16 protein-coding genes are annotated in these 16,946 nt (G+C 67.1%); all 16 read left to right on the top strand.

Annotated features, from left to right (window positions below; translation table 11 throughout):
* The first annotated feature begins 609 nt into the window (after positions 1 to 609).
* Positions 610 to 1,791 (top strand): acyl-CoA dehydrogenase family protein, encoded by a 1,182-nt coding sequence (locus tag RF641_RS05230; RefSeq protein WP_047120259.1) that lies wholly within the window; start codon positions 610 to 612, stop codon positions 1,789 to 1,791.
* The gene (locus RF641_RS05235) at positions 1,788 to 2,924 is read left to right on the top strand and encodes an acyl-CoA dehydrogenase family protein (protein WP_113607105.1); all 1,137 of its coding nucleotides are present in this window, start codon (positions 1,788 to 1,790) and stop codon (positions 2,922 to 2,924) included. The genes RF641_RS05230 and RF641_RS05235 overlap by 4 nt, the downstream gene beginning before the upstream one ends.
* Positions 2,921 to 4,429 carry an MFS transporter gene (locus tag RF641_RS05240; RefSeq protein WP_053798927.1) on the top strand — a complete coding sequence of 503 codons (1,509 nt, stop codon included), beginning with the start codon at positions 2,921 to 2,923 and terminating at the stop codon, positions 4,427 to 4,429. The genes RF641_RS05235 and RF641_RS05240 overlap by 4 nt, the downstream gene beginning before the upstream one ends.
* A gap of 2 nt (positions 4,430 to 4,431) precedes the next feature.
* Positions 4,432 to 6,144, top strand: a complete 1,713-nt coding sequence (locus RF641_RS05245) for an AMP-binding protein (RefSeq protein WP_113607104.1) — start codon at positions 4,432 to 4,434, stop codon at positions 6,142 to 6,144.
* Complete coding sequence (locus tag RF641_RS05250; RefSeq protein ID WP_052772517.1) at positions 6,141 to 6,659, top strand: FAS1-like dehydratase domain-containing protein; 519 nt, start codon at positions 6,141 to 6,143, stop codon at positions 6,657 to 6,659. The genes RF641_RS05245 and RF641_RS05250 overlap by 4 nt, the downstream gene beginning before the upstream one ends.
* The gene (locus tag RF641_RS05255) at positions 6,659 to 7,111 is read left to right on the top strand and encodes a Zn-ribbon domain-containing OB-fold protein (RefSeq protein ID WP_053798924.1); all 453 of its coding nucleotides are present in this window, start codon (positions 6,659 to 6,661) and stop codon (positions 7,109 to 7,111) included. The genes RF641_RS05250 and RF641_RS05255 overlap by 1 nt, the downstream gene beginning before the upstream one ends.
* Positions 7,108 to 7,557 (top strand): MaoC family dehydratase, encoded by a 450-nt coding sequence (locus RF641_RS05260; RefSeq protein ID WP_146955968.1) that lies wholly within the window; start codon positions 7,108 to 7,110, stop codon positions 7,555 to 7,557. Before RF641_RS05255 ends, RF641_RS05260 begins: the two co-directional genes overlap by 4 nt.
* Entirely contained in the window at positions 7,554 to 8,729 is a 1,176-nt protein-coding gene (locus RF641_RS05265) for a lipid-transfer protein (protein WP_053798923.1), read from the top strand. The genes RF641_RS05260 and RF641_RS05265 overlap by 4 nt, the downstream gene beginning before the upstream one ends.
* Positions 8,722 to 9,366 carry a PaaI family thioesterase gene (locus tag RF641_RS05270; RefSeq protein WP_113607103.1) on the top strand — a complete coding sequence of 215 codons (645 nt, stop codon included), beginning with the start codon at positions 8,722 to 8,724 and terminating at the stop codon, positions 9,364 to 9,366. The genes RF641_RS05265 and RF641_RS05270 overlap by 8 nt, the downstream gene beginning before the upstream one ends.
* A 214-nt stretch (positions 9,367 to 9,580) precedes the next feature.
* Positions 9,581 to 10,351, top strand: coding sequence for an electron transfer flavoprotein subunit beta/FixA family protein (locus RF641_RS05275; RefSeq protein WP_047120255.1), 771 nt, complete (start codon positions 9,581 to 9,583; stop codon positions 10,349 to 10,351).
* 12 nt (positions 10,352 to 10,363) lie between these two features.
* Positions 10,364 to 11,338 (top strand): electron transfer flavoprotein subunit alpha/FixB family protein, encoded by a 975-nt coding sequence (locus RF641_RS05280; protein WP_424572713.1) that lies wholly within the window; start codon positions 10,364 to 10,366, stop codon positions 11,336 to 11,338.
* 17 nt (positions 11,339 to 11,355) lie between these two features.
* Positions 11,356 to 12,294, top strand: a complete 939-nt coding sequence (locus tag RF641_RS05285) for a cytochrome b/b6 domain-containing protein (RefSeq protein WP_053798919.1) — start codon at positions 11,356 to 11,358, stop codon at positions 12,292 to 12,294.
* A gap of 127 nt (positions 12,295 to 12,421) precedes the next feature.
* On the top strand, positions 12,422 to 13,333 hold the full coding sequence (locus RF641_RS05290) for a LysR family transcriptional regulator (protein WP_047120252.1): 912 nt from the start codon (positions 12,422 to 12,424) through the stop codon (positions 13,331 to 13,333).
* 120 nt (positions 13,334 to 13,453) lie between these two features.
* On the top strand, positions 13,454 to 14,512 hold the full coding sequence (locus RF641_RS05295; RefSeq protein ID WP_053798917.1) for an FUSC family protein: 1,059 nt from the start codon (positions 13,454 to 13,456) through the stop codon (positions 14,510 to 14,512).
* 169 nt (positions 14,513 to 14,681) lie between these two features.
* Positions 14,682 to 15,968, top strand: coding sequence for an SH3 domain-containing protein (locus tag RF641_RS05300; protein ID WP_113607102.1), 1,287 nt, complete (start codon positions 14,682 to 14,684; stop codon positions 15,966 to 15,968).
* A gap of 141 nt (positions 15,969 to 16,109) precedes the next feature.
* Positions 16,110 to 16,874 carry an aquaporin Z gene (gene aqpZ / locus RF641_RS05305; protein ID WP_113607101.1) on the top strand — a complete coding sequence of 255 codons (765 nt, stop codon included), beginning with the start codon at positions 16,110 to 16,112 and terminating at the stop codon, positions 16,872 to 16,874.
* Positions 16,875 to 16,946 lie beyond the last annotated feature (72 nt).

Below are 16,946 nucleotides of genomic sequence, written 5' to 3' on the forward strand. Positions count from 1 at the left end.
TTGCTTGATTTCGGCAGTTTTCTGCCACCGATCTTCCCCCGGAAAAATTTCCGGGGGATTTTTCGTCCCAGTGGCCGGGACTGCTGGATTTTCACAGGAGCCATTGGCTGCTCGCTACCGAAGCTCCGCGATGCAGCGGGAATGAAAAATCATCATTTCTTGCTGCGGACGGCATTCGTGGCCGTTCGGGGGCGGCTTCACCGGCCCACTGCGGCCCGGGTCCCTGTGCCGTCCGGCGCCCAGTGCCGCTTGGGTCACCTGCATCCGCTGGATCCCCCCCGTTGAACTGCAATAAGATTCCAATTTTTGTTCAGCCAGGATCCATTGCCACTTTGCGACGCGGAGCCTGGCTAACAGATTCGCGGATGACGGTTCGGCGCCGGTGGGCTCTGGTTCGGTGGAAAGAAACGCATTTCTTCGCAGCGGGGGTCGTTGCGCCCCGCGAAGAGGGCTTTGCGAAAAGAAATATTTATCCCTAGGGAATTCCTCCGGGTAGCCGAACAACGTTCAGCGCGCAAGGCGTTGACTACTTGCCGGCCGGTAAGTAATCTGAATCACATTCCACCGTTATTTTCGGTAAACGCCTAGTCAAAGACGAAAGGCAACGTAATGCATTTACGTTCTTCCACGGAGATCCAGTCTCTCCGCGAGGAGCTTCGCTCCTATTTCGCAACGCTCCTCACCGACGAGGTGCGCGCGGGCTTGAAGCAAGAAGGTGAGGCCGGGGGCCCGGTCCACTCCGCAGTGCAGCGACAGATGGGCCAGGACGGATGGCTCGGCATCGGATGGCCCGTCGAGTACGGAGGCCAAGGCCGCGGCCCAGCCGCGCAGTTCGTCTTCTACGACGAGGCCTACCGCGCCGACGCCCCGATCCCGATGATCACCATGACCACCGTGGGCCCGACCCTGATGAGCCACGGCAGCCAGGAGCAGAAGGACTACTTCCTTCCCAAGATCCTGGCCGGCGAGCTGGTCGTGTCCATCGGCTACACCGAGCCGGAGGCGGGCACCGACCTGGCCTCGCTGACCACCCGCGCGGTGCGCGACGGCGACGAGTACGTCATCAACGGCTCCAAGGTCTTCACCTCCGGCGGCGACGGCGCGGACTGGATCTGGCTGGCCGCCCGCACCGACCCGGATGCCCCGAAGCACAAGGGCATCTCGCTGATCCTGGTGCCGACCACCGACCCCGGCTTCTCCGCCACCCCGATCCACACCGTGGGCGGCTTCAGCACCACCGCCACCTACTACGACAACATCCGCGTTCCGGTCTCCAACGTCGTGGGCAAGGAAAACGAAGGCTGGAAGCTGATCACCACCCAGCTGAACCACGAACGCGTGGGCCTGGCCGCCTTCAGCGGCATCTGCGAAGCCCAGCTGGACGAGGTCCGCGAATGGCTCAAGGACCAGGTCACCGCCGACGGCACCCCGCTGGGCGACGAGCCCTGGGTCCGCTCGCTGCTGGCCACCTCCACCGCCCGGCTGCGCGCCATGCGCCTGCTGAACTGGAAGCTCGTGGAGACCACCGCCCAGGGATCGCTGGATCCGGGTTCGGCTTCCGCCGCCAAGGTCTTCGCCACCGAAACCGTGATCGACGTGTACCGGTCGCTGCTGGAGATCGTGGGCGGCACCGCCACCCGCATCTCGGACGCCCCATGGAACTTCGACACCGGACGCCTGGCCCTGATGAACCTGGGCGCCCAGATCAACACCTTCGGCGGGGGAGTCGCCGAAATCCAGCGCGAAATCGTCGCCTGGACCACCCTCGGCATGGCAAGGAGCGCACGTTGAGCACCGCGAGCATTAACAACACCATCGAGGCCCCGAGCATGGAGTTCTCGCTGGACGAGGAGCAGCAGGGCCTGACCGACCTGGCCGCGCAGATCTTCTCCTCGCTGAGCACCGACGAGCTGTACACCGCCGGCGAAAAGGCCGGCGCCGCCTTCGACGAGGCCCTGTGGGGCCAGGTCGTTGAATCAGGACTGATCGACGCACTGCTGCCGATGGACGAGGAGGAGCCGGGACTGGGCATGGCCGGGCTGGCGCTTGTCGCCCGTGAACAGGGCCGCACCCTGGGCCGCATCCCGTTCATCACCACCGCAGTCGCCGCCTTGGCCATCGCCGAATTCGGCGGCCACGAGCAGCTGCTCGAAGGCATTTCCGAAGGCTCGGTGCGCATCGCCGCGCTGCAGCCGGAGGTGCGCCGCCGCGTCAACGGCACCGCCGCCGGCACCGGCTGGGTGCTGGACGGCGCCATCGAGCTGGGCTACCTGGTCCCTTCGGCCACCCACCTGATGGTGCAGTTCCACACCGCATCCGGCCAGCTGACCGCGCTCATCGAGGCTGACCGCGCAGGCATCGCGGTGGACGAGTACCGCGGCCTGTCCCGCCAGCAGCACGCCGAGCTGTCCTTCACCGGCGTGCAGATCGAGGCAGCCGACCTGATCGGCGCCGACCAGCCGGCCGGCGCGGTCTCCGCCTGGATCCGCCCGCGCCTGCTCACCGCAGCCGCCGCGCTGATCTCCGGCGTGGGAGCCGAGGCGCTGCGCCGCACCGCCGCCTACACCAACGAGCGCAAGCAGTTCGGGCGCGCCATCGCCACCAACCAGGGGGTGGCCCTGCGCGCGGCGGACGCGTTCATCGACACTGAAACCACCTGGCTGTCCACCATCGACGCCGCCTGGCAGCTGGACAACGACGGCGACGGCGCGGAAGCTGCCTTCGGCGCGTCCTGGCTGGCCCGCGAGGCCGGCTTCCGCGTGGTCCACACCACCCAGCACCTGCATGGCGGCATGGGCGCCGACCTGGACAACCACATCCACCGCTTCTTCCTGTGGATGCGCGAACTCGACGTGCTCTGGGGCACCGCAGGGCAGGTATCCGAAGAACTCGCAGCAGCAATCCTGGACGGAGACACCGCGTGAGCACGCCAGCAGCAGCGGGCAAGGCCCGCACCCACGCCGGACAGAGCGTGGCGGCAGTACTGGCGATCCTGGTGATCGCGGAGGTCGTCGCGGCCTTCGAAACCTCCATGGCGGTGCAGCTGCTGTACACGCCGGGCGAGTTCTTCACCTCCGACCTCTCCCAGCTGGTCTGGGTGGTCACCTCCTACTCGCTGGTCGCGGCGCTGGCCACCAGCTTCGTCGGACGCCTGGGTGACCAGTTCGGCCGCCGCAAGATCCTGGTCTGGGTGCTGCTGCTCTCGGCACTGGGCTCGGTCATCAGCGCGATCGCCCCGACCTTCGGCATCCTGGTTGCCGGCCGCGCCTTGCAGGGCGTGTCCGGCGCGGTGCTGCCGCTGGCCATCGGCATGGTGCGCTCCACCTTCCCGGAGCACAAGATCGGCACCGGCATCGCGGTGGTCTCCACCTCCGCGCTGATCGCCGGCGCGGGCGGCATGCTCGGCGGCGGACTGTTCCTCGACTACGCCACCTGGCACTGGATCTTCTGGACCGCGGCGATCTTCGCCTGCGTGGCCGCGGCGCTGGTGCACTTCGGCATCACCCGCGAACCGAAGTCCTCGCTGGCCTCCGCGGTGCACGTGGACTGGGCGGGCGGCCTGATGTTCGGCATCGGCATCGCCGGCGCGCTGTACGGCCTGACCCTGAGCAAGTCCCTGGGCTTCACCAACCCGCAGGTGCTGCTCTTCTTGGTCGGCGGTCTGGTGCTGCTGGCGCTGTGGGTCCGCTGGGAGCTGCGCACCCGCGAGCCGATGATCGACGTGCGGATGTTCGCCCAGCGCAAGTTCGCCCTGGGCATGCTGGCCACAGCGCTGATCGCTATCGGCCCGATCGGCACCACGAATATCCTCACCGTGACCCTGTACCGCAATCCGAACAGCATCCCGCTGGCGGACGGCAGCGTCATGGAGCTGCCGGTGGGCCTGGGGCTGAGCGCCTCCGTGACCGGCCTGCTCGGCTTCATCACCGCCGCCGCGGCGTTTGCGATCTCGCCGCTGATCGGCCGGATCTCCAGCCGCTTCGGGGCCCGCATGGGCCTGATGATCGGCTCGCTGCTGACCATCATCGGCCTGCTGATCGTGTGCATCGACCCGACCAGCATCGCGGTGGTCATCTCCGGCATGGTGGTGGTGATCTTCGGAACGGGTTTCCTCTACTCGGGAATGCCGACGGTGATCGTCGAATGCGTGCTGCCGGAACAGACCAGCACCGCCACGGGCGTCAATGCAGTGACCCGTACGGCCTTCCAGGCGGTTGCCGCCTCGGTCGTGGGCCTGTTGCTCGTGTTCTCGCCCGTTGCAGCAGGCGAGAACACGTTCGTCTCGATGACCGGCTTCCTGCTCGTCGTGGGTGTGCTCATCGCCACCTGCCTGCTGACCATCGTCGTGGTCCTTTTCATTCCAGCGACGAAGCCGGCAGGCGCGGCCAGCGGCAAGCCACAGGTCTCCAACCTCACCCTTAAGGATTGACAATGAACACCGTTCTCGAAACGAAACTTCAAACTACCAGAGATCTACTTGACCTGCGAGCCGAGGACCACCATCCCGGCCTGCTCTTCGAGGGGCGCATCTGGACCTGGGCGGAAGTCGTGGCAGAATGCAAGGTCCGCGCCCATCTGATGCTCTCGCTGCACGACGAAGGCAAGCCCTTCCACGTGGGCGTGATGCTTGAAAACGACCCCGAATACATCTTCGCCATCGGCGGCGCGGCCTACGCCGGCGCCACCGTGGTGGGCATCAACCTCACCCGCCGCGGCGAGGAGCTGGCCCGCGACATCGCGTACACCGACGTGGAGATCCTGCTGACCACCCGCGAGCTGGAAGGCTACTTCAACGGGGTGGACTCCGGGGTGCCGGCCGCGCAGACCCGCTACATCGAGAGCGCGGAGTACGCCCGCGAGCTGGATTCGCTGCGCCACCTGCCGCGCCCGGAGACGCCGGCGGCCGGGGACCCGGATACCACGCTGCTGCTGCTGTTCACCTCCGGCTCCACCGGGGACCCGAAGGCGGTCATCTGCACCACCGGGCGGCTGTTCCGCACTGCGGAATTCCAGCACATGGGCCTGGGCCGCCAAGATGTCAGCTACAACTCCATGCCGCTGTTCCACGGCAACGGCATCTTCGCCTGCTGGGCCAACCCGCTGTACACCGGCGGCACCTTCGCGCTGGCCCGCAAGTTCTCCGCCTCCGGCTTCCTGCCGGATCTGATGCGCTACAAGGCCACCTACTTCAACTACGTGGGACGCTCGCTGTCCTACGTGCTGGCCCAGCCGGAGAAGGCCGCGGAGGCCGACACCTACCTGCGCTCCTGCTTCGGCACCGAGGCCAGCGAGTTCGACCTGGCCGAGTTCCACCGCCGCTACGGCGTCTGGCCCACCGAAAGCTACGGGGCCTCCGAGGGCGGGCTGACCCTGAAGCGTTCGGACGACAGCCCGGTGGGCGCGCTGGGCACAGCCCCCGAGGGCATGGACGCCGCGGTGGTCAACCCGGACACCATGGAGCAGTGCCCGCGGGCGATCTTCTCCGAGAACGGGCGCATCCTGAACGCGGACGAGGCCATCGGCGAACTGGTGAACCTCACCGGCGCGGCCCTGTTCGAGGGCTACTACAAGAACCCGGAAGCCGTGGCCGAGCGCGTGCGCGGCACCGCGTTCCTCACCGGCGATTTGGCCTACCGCGACGAGGCGGGCTACTTCTACTTCGCCGGCCGCACCTCGGACCGGCTGCGCGTGGACAGCGAGAACTTCTCCGCCGCCCCGGTGGAGCGTGTGCTCTCCCGCTACCCGGGGGTCACCCTGGCCGCCGTCTACCCGGTGCCCGACGCCCGCACCGGCGACCAGGTCATGGCCACGCTGCAGTTCGATGACCCGCAGTCCTTCGACCCGGTCGACTTCGCGCGGTTCCTGGAGTCCCAGCCGGACTTGGGCACCAAGTGGGCCCCGCGCTTCCTCTCGGTGGTCTCCGACGTGCCGGTGACCGCCACCCAGAAGATCAACAAGCCCAGCCTGCGCCGCGAGGCCTGGCTGGTCAACGAGAACGTTTTCCACCGCCCGGGGCGGGAGATCGCCTTCGAGGTGCTGGACGAATCCGCCCTGGCGCAGCTGGAAGCCCTGTTCGAGCAGAACGGCCGCGCCCACCTGCTGCCGCTGAAGCCCGCCGAAACCACCATTAAGGAGACAGTATGAGCCAGGATCCCAATGTCCTGATCGGCGAGATGATCGCCGCCGGCAACGAGAGGATCAGCGTCGCCCGCGACGAGGTCAACCGGCCCATGATCCACCACCTGTGCGACGCGATGGAGGAAACCAACCCGATCTACCTGGATCCGGAGGCCGCCCGCGCCGCCGGCCACCCGGACGTCGTGGCCCCGCCCTCGGCGCTGCAGGTCTGGAACATGATCAACCCCTCGGACCCGGAGATCGAATCCGACGTGGACCGCGCCTACGCCCACCTGGCCGAGTGCGGCTACCCGAAGGTCGTGGCAGTGAACTGCGACCAGGAATACGACCGCTACCTGGTCCCCGGCGACCTGCTGACCGCCAGCGAGAAGGTCGAATCCTTCGTCGGCCCCAAGCAGACGGGCCTGGGCGAAGGCTACTTCATCACCACCTTGACCACCTACACCGACCAGCAGGGCGACCGCGTGGGCACCATGCGCTTCCGCACCCTGTGGTACAACCCTGAAAAGAGGAACTCGTAATGAGCGAAACGCTGACCGAGACCCCGGCCACGGCCAAGAGCCAGGCCCTGCGTCCCCGCCCGGCCATCAACCTGGACAACGCCTTCTTCTTCGAGTCCCTGAACGAGCGCGGCGAACTGAGCATCCAGCACTGCGACGACTGCAACGAGCTGCGCCACCCGCCGGTGCCGATGTGCCCCGAGTGCAACTCGCTGCACTGGTCGCCGAAGACCATGTCGGGCCGCGGCATCCTGCACAGCTACGTGGTCATGTACCACCCGATCGTCCCGCCATTCGAGCCGGGCTACATCGTGGCAGTGGTGGAGCTTGAAGAGGGCGTCCGCGTGGTCATGAACCTGGAGGGCGTGGCCCGCGAAGACGTGCGGATCGGCATGCCGCTGCACATCGCCGCAGAGCGCATGGACGCCGAGCTGGTCCTCCCGGTAGCCCGTCCGGCAGGGGGCGCCGCATGAGCACCGTCGACACCGCCGCCCGCGCCGGGCAGCTGACCGCCGAGCAGGTGCAGGCCGGGGAGGCGCTGCCCGAGCTGCGCATCCCGATCACCGCCACGCTGATCGTCACCGGGGCCATCGCCACCCGCGACTTCCAGAAGGTGCACCACGACAAGGACGTCGCCCAGGCCGCCGGCACCCCGAACGTCTTCATGAACATCCTGACCACCAATGCGCTGGTCAACCGCTACGTGGGCGAATGGGCCGGCCCGGCCGCCCGCGTGGGCCGCATCAACATCCGCCTGGGTGCCACCAACTTCCCGGGCGACGAGATGGTCTTCACCGGCACCGTGGACTCCGTGGACGGGGAAAACGTCGTGGTGAAGGTGGTCGGCACCAACTCCCTGGGCCCGCACGTGACGGGCACCGTAGACATCGTGATCCCATCGAAAGGGGAATCGGCATGAGCAACCTGCTGAATAAGGCAGTCATCGTAGGCATCGGCGCCACCGAGTTCTCCAAGAATTCCGGCCGCTCCGAGCTGCAGCTGGCCCAGGAGGCCGCCCTGGCCGCCTGCCGCGACGCCGGGGTGAACCCGCAGGACGTGGACGGCATGGTCACCTACTCCATGGACACCAACCCCGCCATCGAGGTCGCCCGCGGCCTGGGCTGCAAGGAGCTGAACTTCTTCAGCCACGTGGACTACGGGGGAGGCGCCGCCGCCGGCACCATCCTGCACGCGGCGATGGCCGTGGCCACCGGCGTGGCCAAGACCGTGGTCTGCTACCGCGCCTTCAACGAGCGCTCCGGCGCCCGCTTCGGGCAGGCGATGAGCACCGCGGGCATGGCCCCGGACGCCCGCGCCGCCGCCTACGCCTGGACCCTGCCCTTCGGCCTGATGACCCCGGCCTCCTGGGTGGGCATGTTCGCCCAGCGCTACATGCACCTGACTGGCGCCACCTCGGAGGACTTCGGCCGCGTGGCGGTGGCCGACCGCAAGCACGCGGCCACCAACCCGAAGGCCTGGTTCTACGAGAAGCCGATCACCCTGGAAGACCACCAGAACTCGCGCTGGATCGCCGATCCGCTGCACCTGCTGGACTGCTGCCAGGAATCCGACGGCGGCCAGGCGTTTGTCATCACCACCCCGGAACGCGCCAAGGACCTGCCGGGCAAGGCAGTGACCATCCGCGCCGCCGCCCAGGGCGCTGCCTACGACCAGCACACCATGGTCAGCTACTACCGCAAGGACGGCGACCGCCCGCTGCCGGAGATGGGCAACGTGGCACGCCAGCTGTGGAACGACACCGGGCTGCGCCCGGAGGACATCGACACCGCGGTGCTCTACGACCACTTCACCCCGTTCGTGCTGGCCCAGCTGGAGGAATTCGGCTTCTGCGGCCGCGGCGAGGCCAAGGACTTCATCAAGAACGGCGCCATCGAGCTGGGTGGCCGCCTGCCGATCAACACCAACGGCGGCCAGCTGGGCGAGGCCTATATCCACGGCATGAACGGCATCGCCGAGGGTGTGCGCCAGCTGCGCGGCACCGCGGTGAACCAGGTGGAAAACGCCCGCAACGTGCTGGTCACCGCCGGCACCGGCGTACCGACGAGCGCATTGATCCTGGGCAATGACTAGGCAGGTGGCCCTGCCGGACGGCGGGGAGAAGGTCCGCGCGGCCGGCGGGGAGAAGCTGCTGGAAGCCGCCGGTCAGGTGCGCGAGCTGCTGGATGCCATGGTCCGGTTGGATGTGCGCACCCCGGCCGCCCCTGAACTGGTCGAGCGCCTGGACGAGGTGCTTGAGCTGCTGCGCGTGGAAATCGCTCCGGAGAGCGCGATGGTTCCCGACCTCTTCAAGGACCGCAAGGGCGATTACATGGACCGCTCGCCGGTCTCCGGGGCGCTGAACCCGATGGCCCCGCCGGTGTCGTTGCGCATGGACGGGGAGAACGGCGTGCGCACCTCCACCCGGCTGGGCCTGCCCTACCAGGGTCCTCCGGGCCGGGTGCACGGAGGCTGGGTGGCCACGCTGCTGGACCACGTGATGGGCTTCGCCGCTGGAACCGTGGACCAGTGGATCTTCACCCGGTCGCTGACCGTGGACTACGACCACGCGGTCCCGCTGTTCGAAGAGCTGGAGTTGACCGCGTGGGTCGAGGAAATCGACGGCCGCAAGATCTGGGTCAGGGGCCAGATCGAGGCCGGCGGCAAGGTCGTGGCCCAGGCCCGCGGGCTGTGGCTGCCGCCGCGCAACCGCCCGGCGCCGCAGGACTGAGCGGCCGGGCAGGGCGGGGTGCGGGCGAAGCGGAACTTCGTCCACTCCCTGCCCTAGACAAAAACTAGAATCTAGTTATAGTATTTCAGAAACGTGACCCGCGCCACGCGAAAGCGCGGCGGCGCACGGGCAGCGCCCGCGGCCACACCGTGAACGCACCCAACCCGGCGGAGGAGCCGGGCGGTGCGGAACCGAACCAAGAAAAGAGCAAACCATGAAGATTGCAGTGCTGATCAAGCAGGTGCCGGACACCGAAGAAGGCCGCCACCTCACCTCCGACGGACGCGCAGACCGCGACGCCAGCGACCGCGTGATCGACGAGATCACCGAACGTGCGCTGGAAGCCGCGCTGAAGCAGAAGGACGCTGACAAGTCGGTGGAGATCACCGTGGTGACCATGGGTCCGGCCGCCGCCAATGAAGCGCTGCGCAAGGCACTGAGCATGGGAGCCGACAAGGCGGTGCACGTCCAGGACGACGCACTGGCCGGATCCGACGCGCTGGCCACCGCCCGGGCGCTGGCCCAGGCGCTCTCGGGCCTGCAGGCCGACCTGATCGTCGCAGGCAACGAGTCCACCGACGGCCGCGGCGGCGTGGTCCCCGCCATGGTCGCCGAACTGCTGAACCTTCCGTTCCTCGGCCCGCTGGGCACCCTGGAGATCTCCGGCGGCACCGTGCGCGGCACCCGCTCGGACGCCTCGGGCACCACCGCGCTGCGCGCTTCCATCCCGGCAGTCATCTCCGTGGCCGAGGCCATGGGCGAGGCCCGCTTCCCGAAGTTCAAGGGCATCCTGGCCGCCAAGCGCAAGCCTGTCGCCGTGCAGAGCGCCGCAGAGCTGGGCCTGGGCGCGCCGGATCACGCCGCGGGCAACCTGGTGCTGGCCTCCGCCGCCCGCCCCGCCCGCACCGCCGGCGTCAAAATCATCGACGAGGGACAGGCCGCGCAGGAACTTGCCGCGTACCTGGCCGCCGAGAAGCTGATCTAAGGAACGAATGACATGACTAACATCCTGGTACACATCGAACTGGCCGAAGACGGCACCCCGACCGCCAGCGGCGTGCACCTGCTGGCCCTGGCCTCCAAGCTGGGCACCCCGGTGGCCGTCGCCGCCGCAGCCGACTCCGCCGCCACCGCCGCCGCCATCGGCGGGCAGGGCGCCGAGCAGGTATTCATCGGCGAAACCGCCCAGGCCGCCGCCCACCCGGCAGCCAGCGCCGTCGCCGCCCTGCAGGCTGCCATCGAGGCCTACGCACCGGCCGTCGTGCTCGCTTCCAACAGCGCCGTGGCCCGCGAGGCCATCGGCCGCCTGTCGGCGCGCACCGGCAACCCGGTGGTGCTCGAAGCCGTTGAGCTTGAGCAGCGCGACGGCCGCATCGCCGCCTCGCACTCGGTCTTCGGCGGCACCTACGTCACCGAATCCACCGCGGGCGCCGGCATCCCGCTGGTCACCGTGGCCTCCAGCGGTGCCGAGCCGCTGCCTGCAGCAACCCCGCAGCTGGCCACCACCGCCATCGAGGTGGCCACCGCCGCCTCGGCTGAAATCGAATCCGTGACCCCGCTGGCCGCCGCGTCCTCCCGCCCGGAGCTGCGCGCCGCCAAGATCGTGGTCTCCGGCGGCCGCGGCCTGGCCTCGAAGGAGAACTTCTCGCTGGTCGAGGCGCTCGCCGACTCGCTGGGCGCAGGCCTTGGCGCTTCGCGCGCCGCCGTGGACTCCGGCTACATCCCGCAGAGCCACCAGGTCGGCCAGACCGGCGTCAGCGTCTCACCCGACCTCTATGTTGCAGTGGGCATCTCCGGCGCCATCCAGCACCTGGCCGGCATGCAGACCGCCAAGCGCATCGTGGCTATCAACAAGGACGAGGACGCGCCGATCTTCGACATCGCCGACTTCGGCATCGTGGGCGACCTGTTCGAGATCCTCCCGCAGCTCACGCAGCTGCTGGAGGCCAAGCAGCCAGTCACCGCCGGCTAGATCAGGGGGTCATTTCCATGTCGCTGACAACCAAGGAGGGTGCCCGCACCGCCGACAAGGCGGCGGGAAACCCGGCCCTGAAGAAGATCTGGATCGCCGTCGGCGTGGTGCTTGTCCTGGCCCTGCTGGTGCTGGCTGCCCGCTGGTGGCGCGGAACCGCGGCGGGGGAGCAGTTCCTGGCCGCCTATCCGGGGCACTCCGCGCTGCCGCAGAACGCGCCCACCGGCATCCCGGCCTGGCTGGGCTGGCAGCACTTCCTGAACGCCTTCTTCATGGTGCTGATCATCCGCTCCGGCTGGCTGATCCGCACCACCGCCCGGCCGAAGGCCTACTGGACCCGGAACAACACCGGGCTGTTCAAAACCAAAACCAAGCCCAAGAAGATCAGTCTGGAAATCTGGCTGCACCTGAGCCTGGACGTGCTGTGGATCGTCAATGGCGTGGTGTTCATCGTGCTGTTGTTCGCCACCGGCGCGTGGATGCGCATCGTGCCGACCAGCTGGGACATCTTCCCGAACGCGCTCAGCGCCGGCCTGCAGTACCTGTCGCTGGACTGGCCTGCCGAGAACGGCTGGCTGAACTACAACGCGCTGCAGGTTTTGGCCTACTTCGCGATCGTGTTCCTGGCCGCCCCGGTCTCCGCCATCACCGGGCTGCGCATGTCCCCGGCTTGGCCTGCCAAGCTGGACAAGGCATTGCCCATGGAAGCGGCCCGCAAGGTGCACTTCCCGGCCATGCTGTTCTTTGTCGGCTTCCTGGTGATGCACGTGCTGCTGGTGCTGCTCACCGGAGCGCGGGCGAACCTGAACCACATGTTCGCCGCCCGCAGCGACGACGGCTGGCTGGGCGTCATCATGTTCGTGGTGGCCGTCGCGGTCACCGCCGGAGCTTGGTTCGCCTGCAAGCCGGTGGTCATCCGGGCCCTGGCGGGAATGTCGGGCAAGATCTCCAAGTAGCTGCCCGCCCCGGGGCCGTGCGCTCGCTCGCCGGAACCGGCGCACCGCAGGATTGTGATCCCGCGGTGCGCCGGTTTTCGCATGCCCCGACGTGGTGACCCGCGGCGCGTGGTGCAATGGACAGGTGATGTTAAGGCAGTTGGAATACTTCGTGGCGCTGGCCAGGGAACAGCATTTCGCGCGGGCCGCCGAGGAATGCAATATTTCCCAGCCGGCGCTCTCCGAATCCATCAGGAAACTTGAAACCGGTCTCGGGGTGCCGCTGGTGCGACGCGGCCACGCGTTCCAGGGGCTGACCCCGGAAGGCGAGACGGTGCTGCGCTGGGCCCAACGCCTGCTGGCGGACCGCGATGCGCTGACCCAGGAGGTGGCGGCGCTGCAGTCCGGACTGACCGGCACGCTGCGCCTGGGTGTGGTGCCCGCCGCGTCCTCCACGGTGGCCCAGCTCTGTGACGCCTTCGCCCGCGCCAACCCGAAGGCCCGGGTCCATGTCCAAGGCAGCCTGCGCTCCACCGAGATCATTGCCCAGATCCGCAGCTTCGAACTCGATGCGGGGCTGGTCTATGCGGACCCGGCGGAACTCGGCGGACTGCTCGCGCTGCCGCTGTACCGCGAGGAGCACGTGCTGCTCACCAAGGAGGGCATGTTCGCCAGTGCGGGGGAGCCGACCGCCGTGGACGAGGTGCTCTCGCTGCCGCTGTGCCTGCTGGATTCCTCCATGCGCGGCCGCCAGCTGCTGGACGAGGTGCTGGCCTCCCATGGGCGCAGCGCCGAGCCGCGCATCGAGTGCGACTCGATGATCACGCTGCTGGCGCAGGTGGCCACCGGCCGCTGGGCGAGCGTGGTCCCGAAGCAGTGGCTCGCGCCCCTGGGCGAGTTGCCCGGCGTGGTCCAAACGCCCCTTGTCAGTCCGCGGATCACCAGCCAGATCAGCTTGGTCATCCCCGAGCACCAGCCGCTGCCGCTCTTATTACGCGCATTACTCTCTGCGACGGGCGACGTATATCCGTCCGTCACAAACGATTTTGACTTGGCTTGATATGTTTTTCCGATTGAACCATCAAAAATAATACTTGGACATGATCAAACTCTCGATGCAACTCTGAAAAGGCAGAACCGTTCCTTTCCGCAGGAAGCTGCGCGAACCAGAGGAGCGATCATGGCCAACTTCCAGAATGCGCCAACCGAGCAGGCCAGCGCCCCGACATCCCGAATCCCAACCCCGGCGCTGGCCGCCGCGGCGTGGCAGCGCCTGGTGCTCTCCCACAGCCCCGAGATCCGCCCCGCCCTGCGCGTGGGCTTCGGGCTGGCGATCCCCGGTGCGGCACTGATGCTCCTGGGGCACGTGGACCTCATGGTCTACGCGGTCTTCGGTTCGGTGGTCGGGATGTACGGACGCAGCCCGCACCGGCTGCAGCGCCTCAAGGACCAGGTCCTGGCTGGAACCATGATGCTATGCGCCGGAATTTCAGGCATCGTCATCGCGCCGTGGGGGCCGGACGGCTGGGCATTGGTCGCCGGGGGCATCTTCTGGGCCTGCGCCAGCTCGCTGACCACCGACCGCTACGGCCTGAAGCCCGGCGGCTCGTTTTTCCCGGTCTTCGCCTTCGGGGCGCTGGCCAGCCTCCCGGTGGGGCAATCGCCGTCCACGGCGGGGCTGGCTGCATTTGTGCTCACCGCGCTGTTCTGCATCGTTCTGGGGCAGACCGCCCGCTTCGGTGCCGCGGCCCGGGGATTTCCCGGACACGAGCCGATCGGCTGGCCCGACGCGCTGCGCCGCTCGGCCTGCTACGCCAGCGTGGTGCTGCTGGCCGGCACCTTGGCCATCGGCCTGCAACTGGAGCACCTGCAATGGGTCATGGCCGGAGCGGTGGTGCCGCTGGCGGCCGGCAACGCCCGCGGAAGGCTGCGCAGGGGTGTGCACCGCGTGGCAGGCACCGTGGCGGGGCTGGTTGTCCTGCTGGGCATCTACTATCTGCAGCTGCCGGAGCTGGCCCTGGGCGTGGTGATCATCGCGCTGATGTTCCCCGCCGAGGGCTACATGACGCGCAACTACGGGCTGGCGCTGAGCTTCTTCACCCCGCTGATAATGCTGATGCTGGAGCTCGCCGACCCGAGCGTCAACGCGGACGTGCTGTGGGAACGCGCCGCGGGGAACCTGCTGGGCGTGCTGGCAGGAATCCTCGGAGCGCTGCTCTTCGATCGCAAACCCCGCTGACGATGCCCCGGATTCGGCCTGGACGTAGCATGATTAACTATGTCAGGCGTCGAATCGGCAATCTCGCTCGCACCGGGAACGGCTTTGCGCAGGACACCAGTCAAGCCCGCGCCTCTTGGAAGATTCCACTGCCGTGAAAACAGATTTCAGATCATCTCGACGATTCGCTGTGTCAACCGCCGGCGTGCTGCTGGCCGGTTCGCTGGCCCTGGGCGGTTTGGTGCCGGCCAGCGCGGCGCAGCCGCTCCCGGCTGCCGCGCCTGCCGCGGCACCCGGAACACTGCAGGCGGCCGCCGCCAAGCGGGTGACCCAGATCAAGACCACCAGCAACCTGAACATGCGCTCCGGTTCCAGCACCGCCTCCCGCGTGATCCTGACCATCCCGAAGAACAAGACAGTAGCGGTCAAGTCCCAAGCCTCCAACGGCTGGTACCAGGTCACGTACGACAAGAAGACCGGGTGGATCTCGAATAAATACGTCAAGGTCACCAAAACCGCCGCCACCGGCGGAACGACGAGCAGTGCGAAGCGCGTGAAGCTGTGGGTCACCCCGAAATCCACGATGAACATCCGCAAGGGCGCGGGAACCGGGCATGCGGTCGTCGGCAAGCTCAGCAAGGGGCAACCGGCCTACGCAAGCTCCAAGACCGCCAACGGCTGGTACAAGATTTCCACCCAGGGCAAAACCGGATGGGTCTCCGGCGCCTACGTCACCACCTGCTCCAAGGGCTGCGCCATTGACGCAGGCCCGTACACCACCAACCGCGCTGGCCTGTCGGACCGCTACTTCACCAAGTCTTCCGGCGCAGACCTGCATGCTTCGGTCAACGGCAAGAAGCGCATCGGCGACATCCCGAAGAATTCGATCGTCTACCGGGACGCCGCATGGGAAAAGAAGGCCGGCCCGGTCTCCGGCTGGTACTACGTGCGCACCCAGGGAGCGGACGGCTGGATGCAGGCTTCGGCGCTGAAACGCAGCACCAGCGCCAAAACCAGCAACACGAGCAAGACGACCCGAAGCAAGGTGCAAAAGCAGGCCAACGGGAAGCTGCCCGAGTCGATGCTGGTGGCCCTGAGCTGGGACAAGGAAAAAACCCTCATCGCCGCCCCGGCCGCCGCGGATCTGGGCCGGCTGAATTCGGCCTTCAAGAAGAAGTTCGGGAAGAACCTGGACATCGATCTGGCCTACCGCACCCTGGACACGCAGAAATTCCTCTACCAGGAGCTCGGCTCCTACATCGCGGCCAAGCCGGGGACCTCGAACCACGGCTGGGGATTGGCCATCGATGTCCCGGAGACCTACAACTACTCGTTCAAGGGCAAGTACTACAAGTGGCTGAAGGCCAATTCGAAGAAGTACAACTGGATCCACCGGAAAAATCTGGAAGAATTCCGGTCCAACGGAAGCCGAAATCCGTACGCCGAAGCATGGCACTTCGAATACGTTGGCAAATAATTCCCATGTCATGACCGGCAACAAATCATTCTTGAGAATGAATGTCGGATCTCTTTTCAATAGAGAGATCTCCCAGTAGCCTTAGGGCACGGCTCACGCTGTCGTGGAACTCGCTTCATCTTTTGAGGAATGGAACAAGACATGTCAGATACGTCCGCGCCTACAACCGGCGCCAAGATTGCTGCCGAATTCCTGGGGACCTTCGTTCTCGTCTTCGGCGGCTGCGGCTCGGCGATTTTCGCAGCCAAGGTGATTTCCGATGAAACGGTCAATATGGGCATCGGCTTCCTGGGTGTTGCCCTGGCCTTCGGCTTGACCGTGCTGGTCATGGCGTACGCCGTGGGCCACATCTCGGGCGGCCACTTCAACCCGGCCGTCACCATGGGTACCGCCGTCGCGGGCCGCACCGCATGGAAGGACGTCCCGACCTACATCATCACCCAGATCGTCGCGGCTTCGGCCGCCGGCGCGGTGCTGTACTGGATCGCCAGCGGCAAGGACGGCTTCGACGCCGTCGAATCAGGTTTCGCCAGCAACGGCTACGGCGACCGTTCACCGGACGGATACTCCATGCTGGCCGCGCTGGTGGCCGAGATCGTGCTGACCGCCATCTTCCTGTACGTGATCCTGGGATCCACCGATCGCCGTGCTCCGAAGGGCTTCGCCCCGCTGGCCATCGGCCTGTCGCTGACCCTGATCCACCTGGTCGCCATCCCGATCACCAACACCTCGGTCAATCCGGCCCGCTCGCTGGGCGTCGCCTGGTTCGCCGGCGGCGAGGCGCTGGGCCAGGTCTGGCTGTTCATCGTGGCGCCGCTCATCGGCGCCATCATCGCCGGCGCCAGCTACAAGATGCTTGAGCCATCCGTGAAGGCCGCAACCCGCGAGGGCTTCGACCCGAAGTAAACCGGCCATAGCCCAGGCGGCCTCATGGGGCCTTGGAATATTTCACACCTGTGTGGATCTTCCAAGGCCCTT

Origin of the sequence: Arthrobacter sp. 'calajunan' (genome assembly GCF_046940185.1) — a bacterium.
GTDB lineage: Bacteria > Actinomycetota > Actinomycetes > Actinomycetales > Micrococcaceae > Glutamicibacter > Glutamicibacter soli.

Bases quoted from the DNA above. Each gene is read 5' to 3' on its own strand.
- RF641_RS05230 (WP_047120259.1), top strand. From the start codon at position 610: ATGCATTTACGTTCTTCCACGGAGATCCAGTCTCTCCGCGAGGAGCTT.
- RF641_RS05245 (WP_113607104.1), top strand. From the start codon at position 4,432: ATGAACACCGTTCTCGAAACGAAACTTCAAACTACCAGAGATCTACTT.
- RF641_RS05250 (WP_052772517.1), top strand. From the start codon at position 6,141: ATGAGCCAGGATCCCAATGTCCTGATCGGCGAGATGATCGCCGCCGGC.
- RF641_RS05255 (WP_053798924.1), top strand. From the start codon at position 6,659: ATGAGCGAAACGCTGACCGAGACCCCGGCCACGGCCAAGAGCCAGGCC.
- RF641_RS05260 (WP_146955968.1), top strand. From the start codon at position 7,108: ATGAGCACCGTCGACACCGCCGCCCGCGCCGGGCAGCTGACCGCCGAG.
- RF641_RS05265 (WP_053798923.1), top strand. From the start codon at position 7,554: ATGAGCAACCTGCTGAATAAGGCAGTCATCGTAGGCATCGGCGCCACC.
- RF641_RS05270 (WP_113607103.1), top strand. From the start codon at position 8,722: ATGACTAGGCAGGTGGCCCTGCCGGACGGCGGGGAGAAGGTCCGCGCG.
- RF641_RS05275 (WP_047120255.1), top strand. From the start codon at position 9,581: ATGAAGATTGCAGTGCTGATCAAGCAGGTGCCGGACACCGAAGAAGGC.
- RF641_RS05280 (WP_424572713.1), top strand. From the start codon at position 10,364: ATGACTAACATCCTGGTACACATCGAACTGGCCGAAGACGGCACCCCG.
- RF641_RS05285 (WP_053798919.1), top strand. From the start codon at position 11,356: ATGTCGCTGACAACCAAGGAGGGTGCCCGCACCGCCGACAAGGCGGCG.
- RF641_RS05290 (WP_047120252.1), top strand. From the start codon at position 12,422: ATGTTAAGGCAGTTGGAATACTTCGTGGCGCTGGCCAGGGAACAGCAT.
- RF641_RS05295 (WP_053798917.1), top strand. From the start codon at position 13,454: ATGGCCAACTTCCAGAATGCGCCAACCGAGCAGGCCAGCGCCCCGACA.
- aqpZ (WP_113607101.1), top strand. From the start codon at position 16,110: ATGTCAGATACGTCCGCGCCTACAACCGGCGCCAAGATTGCTGCCGAA.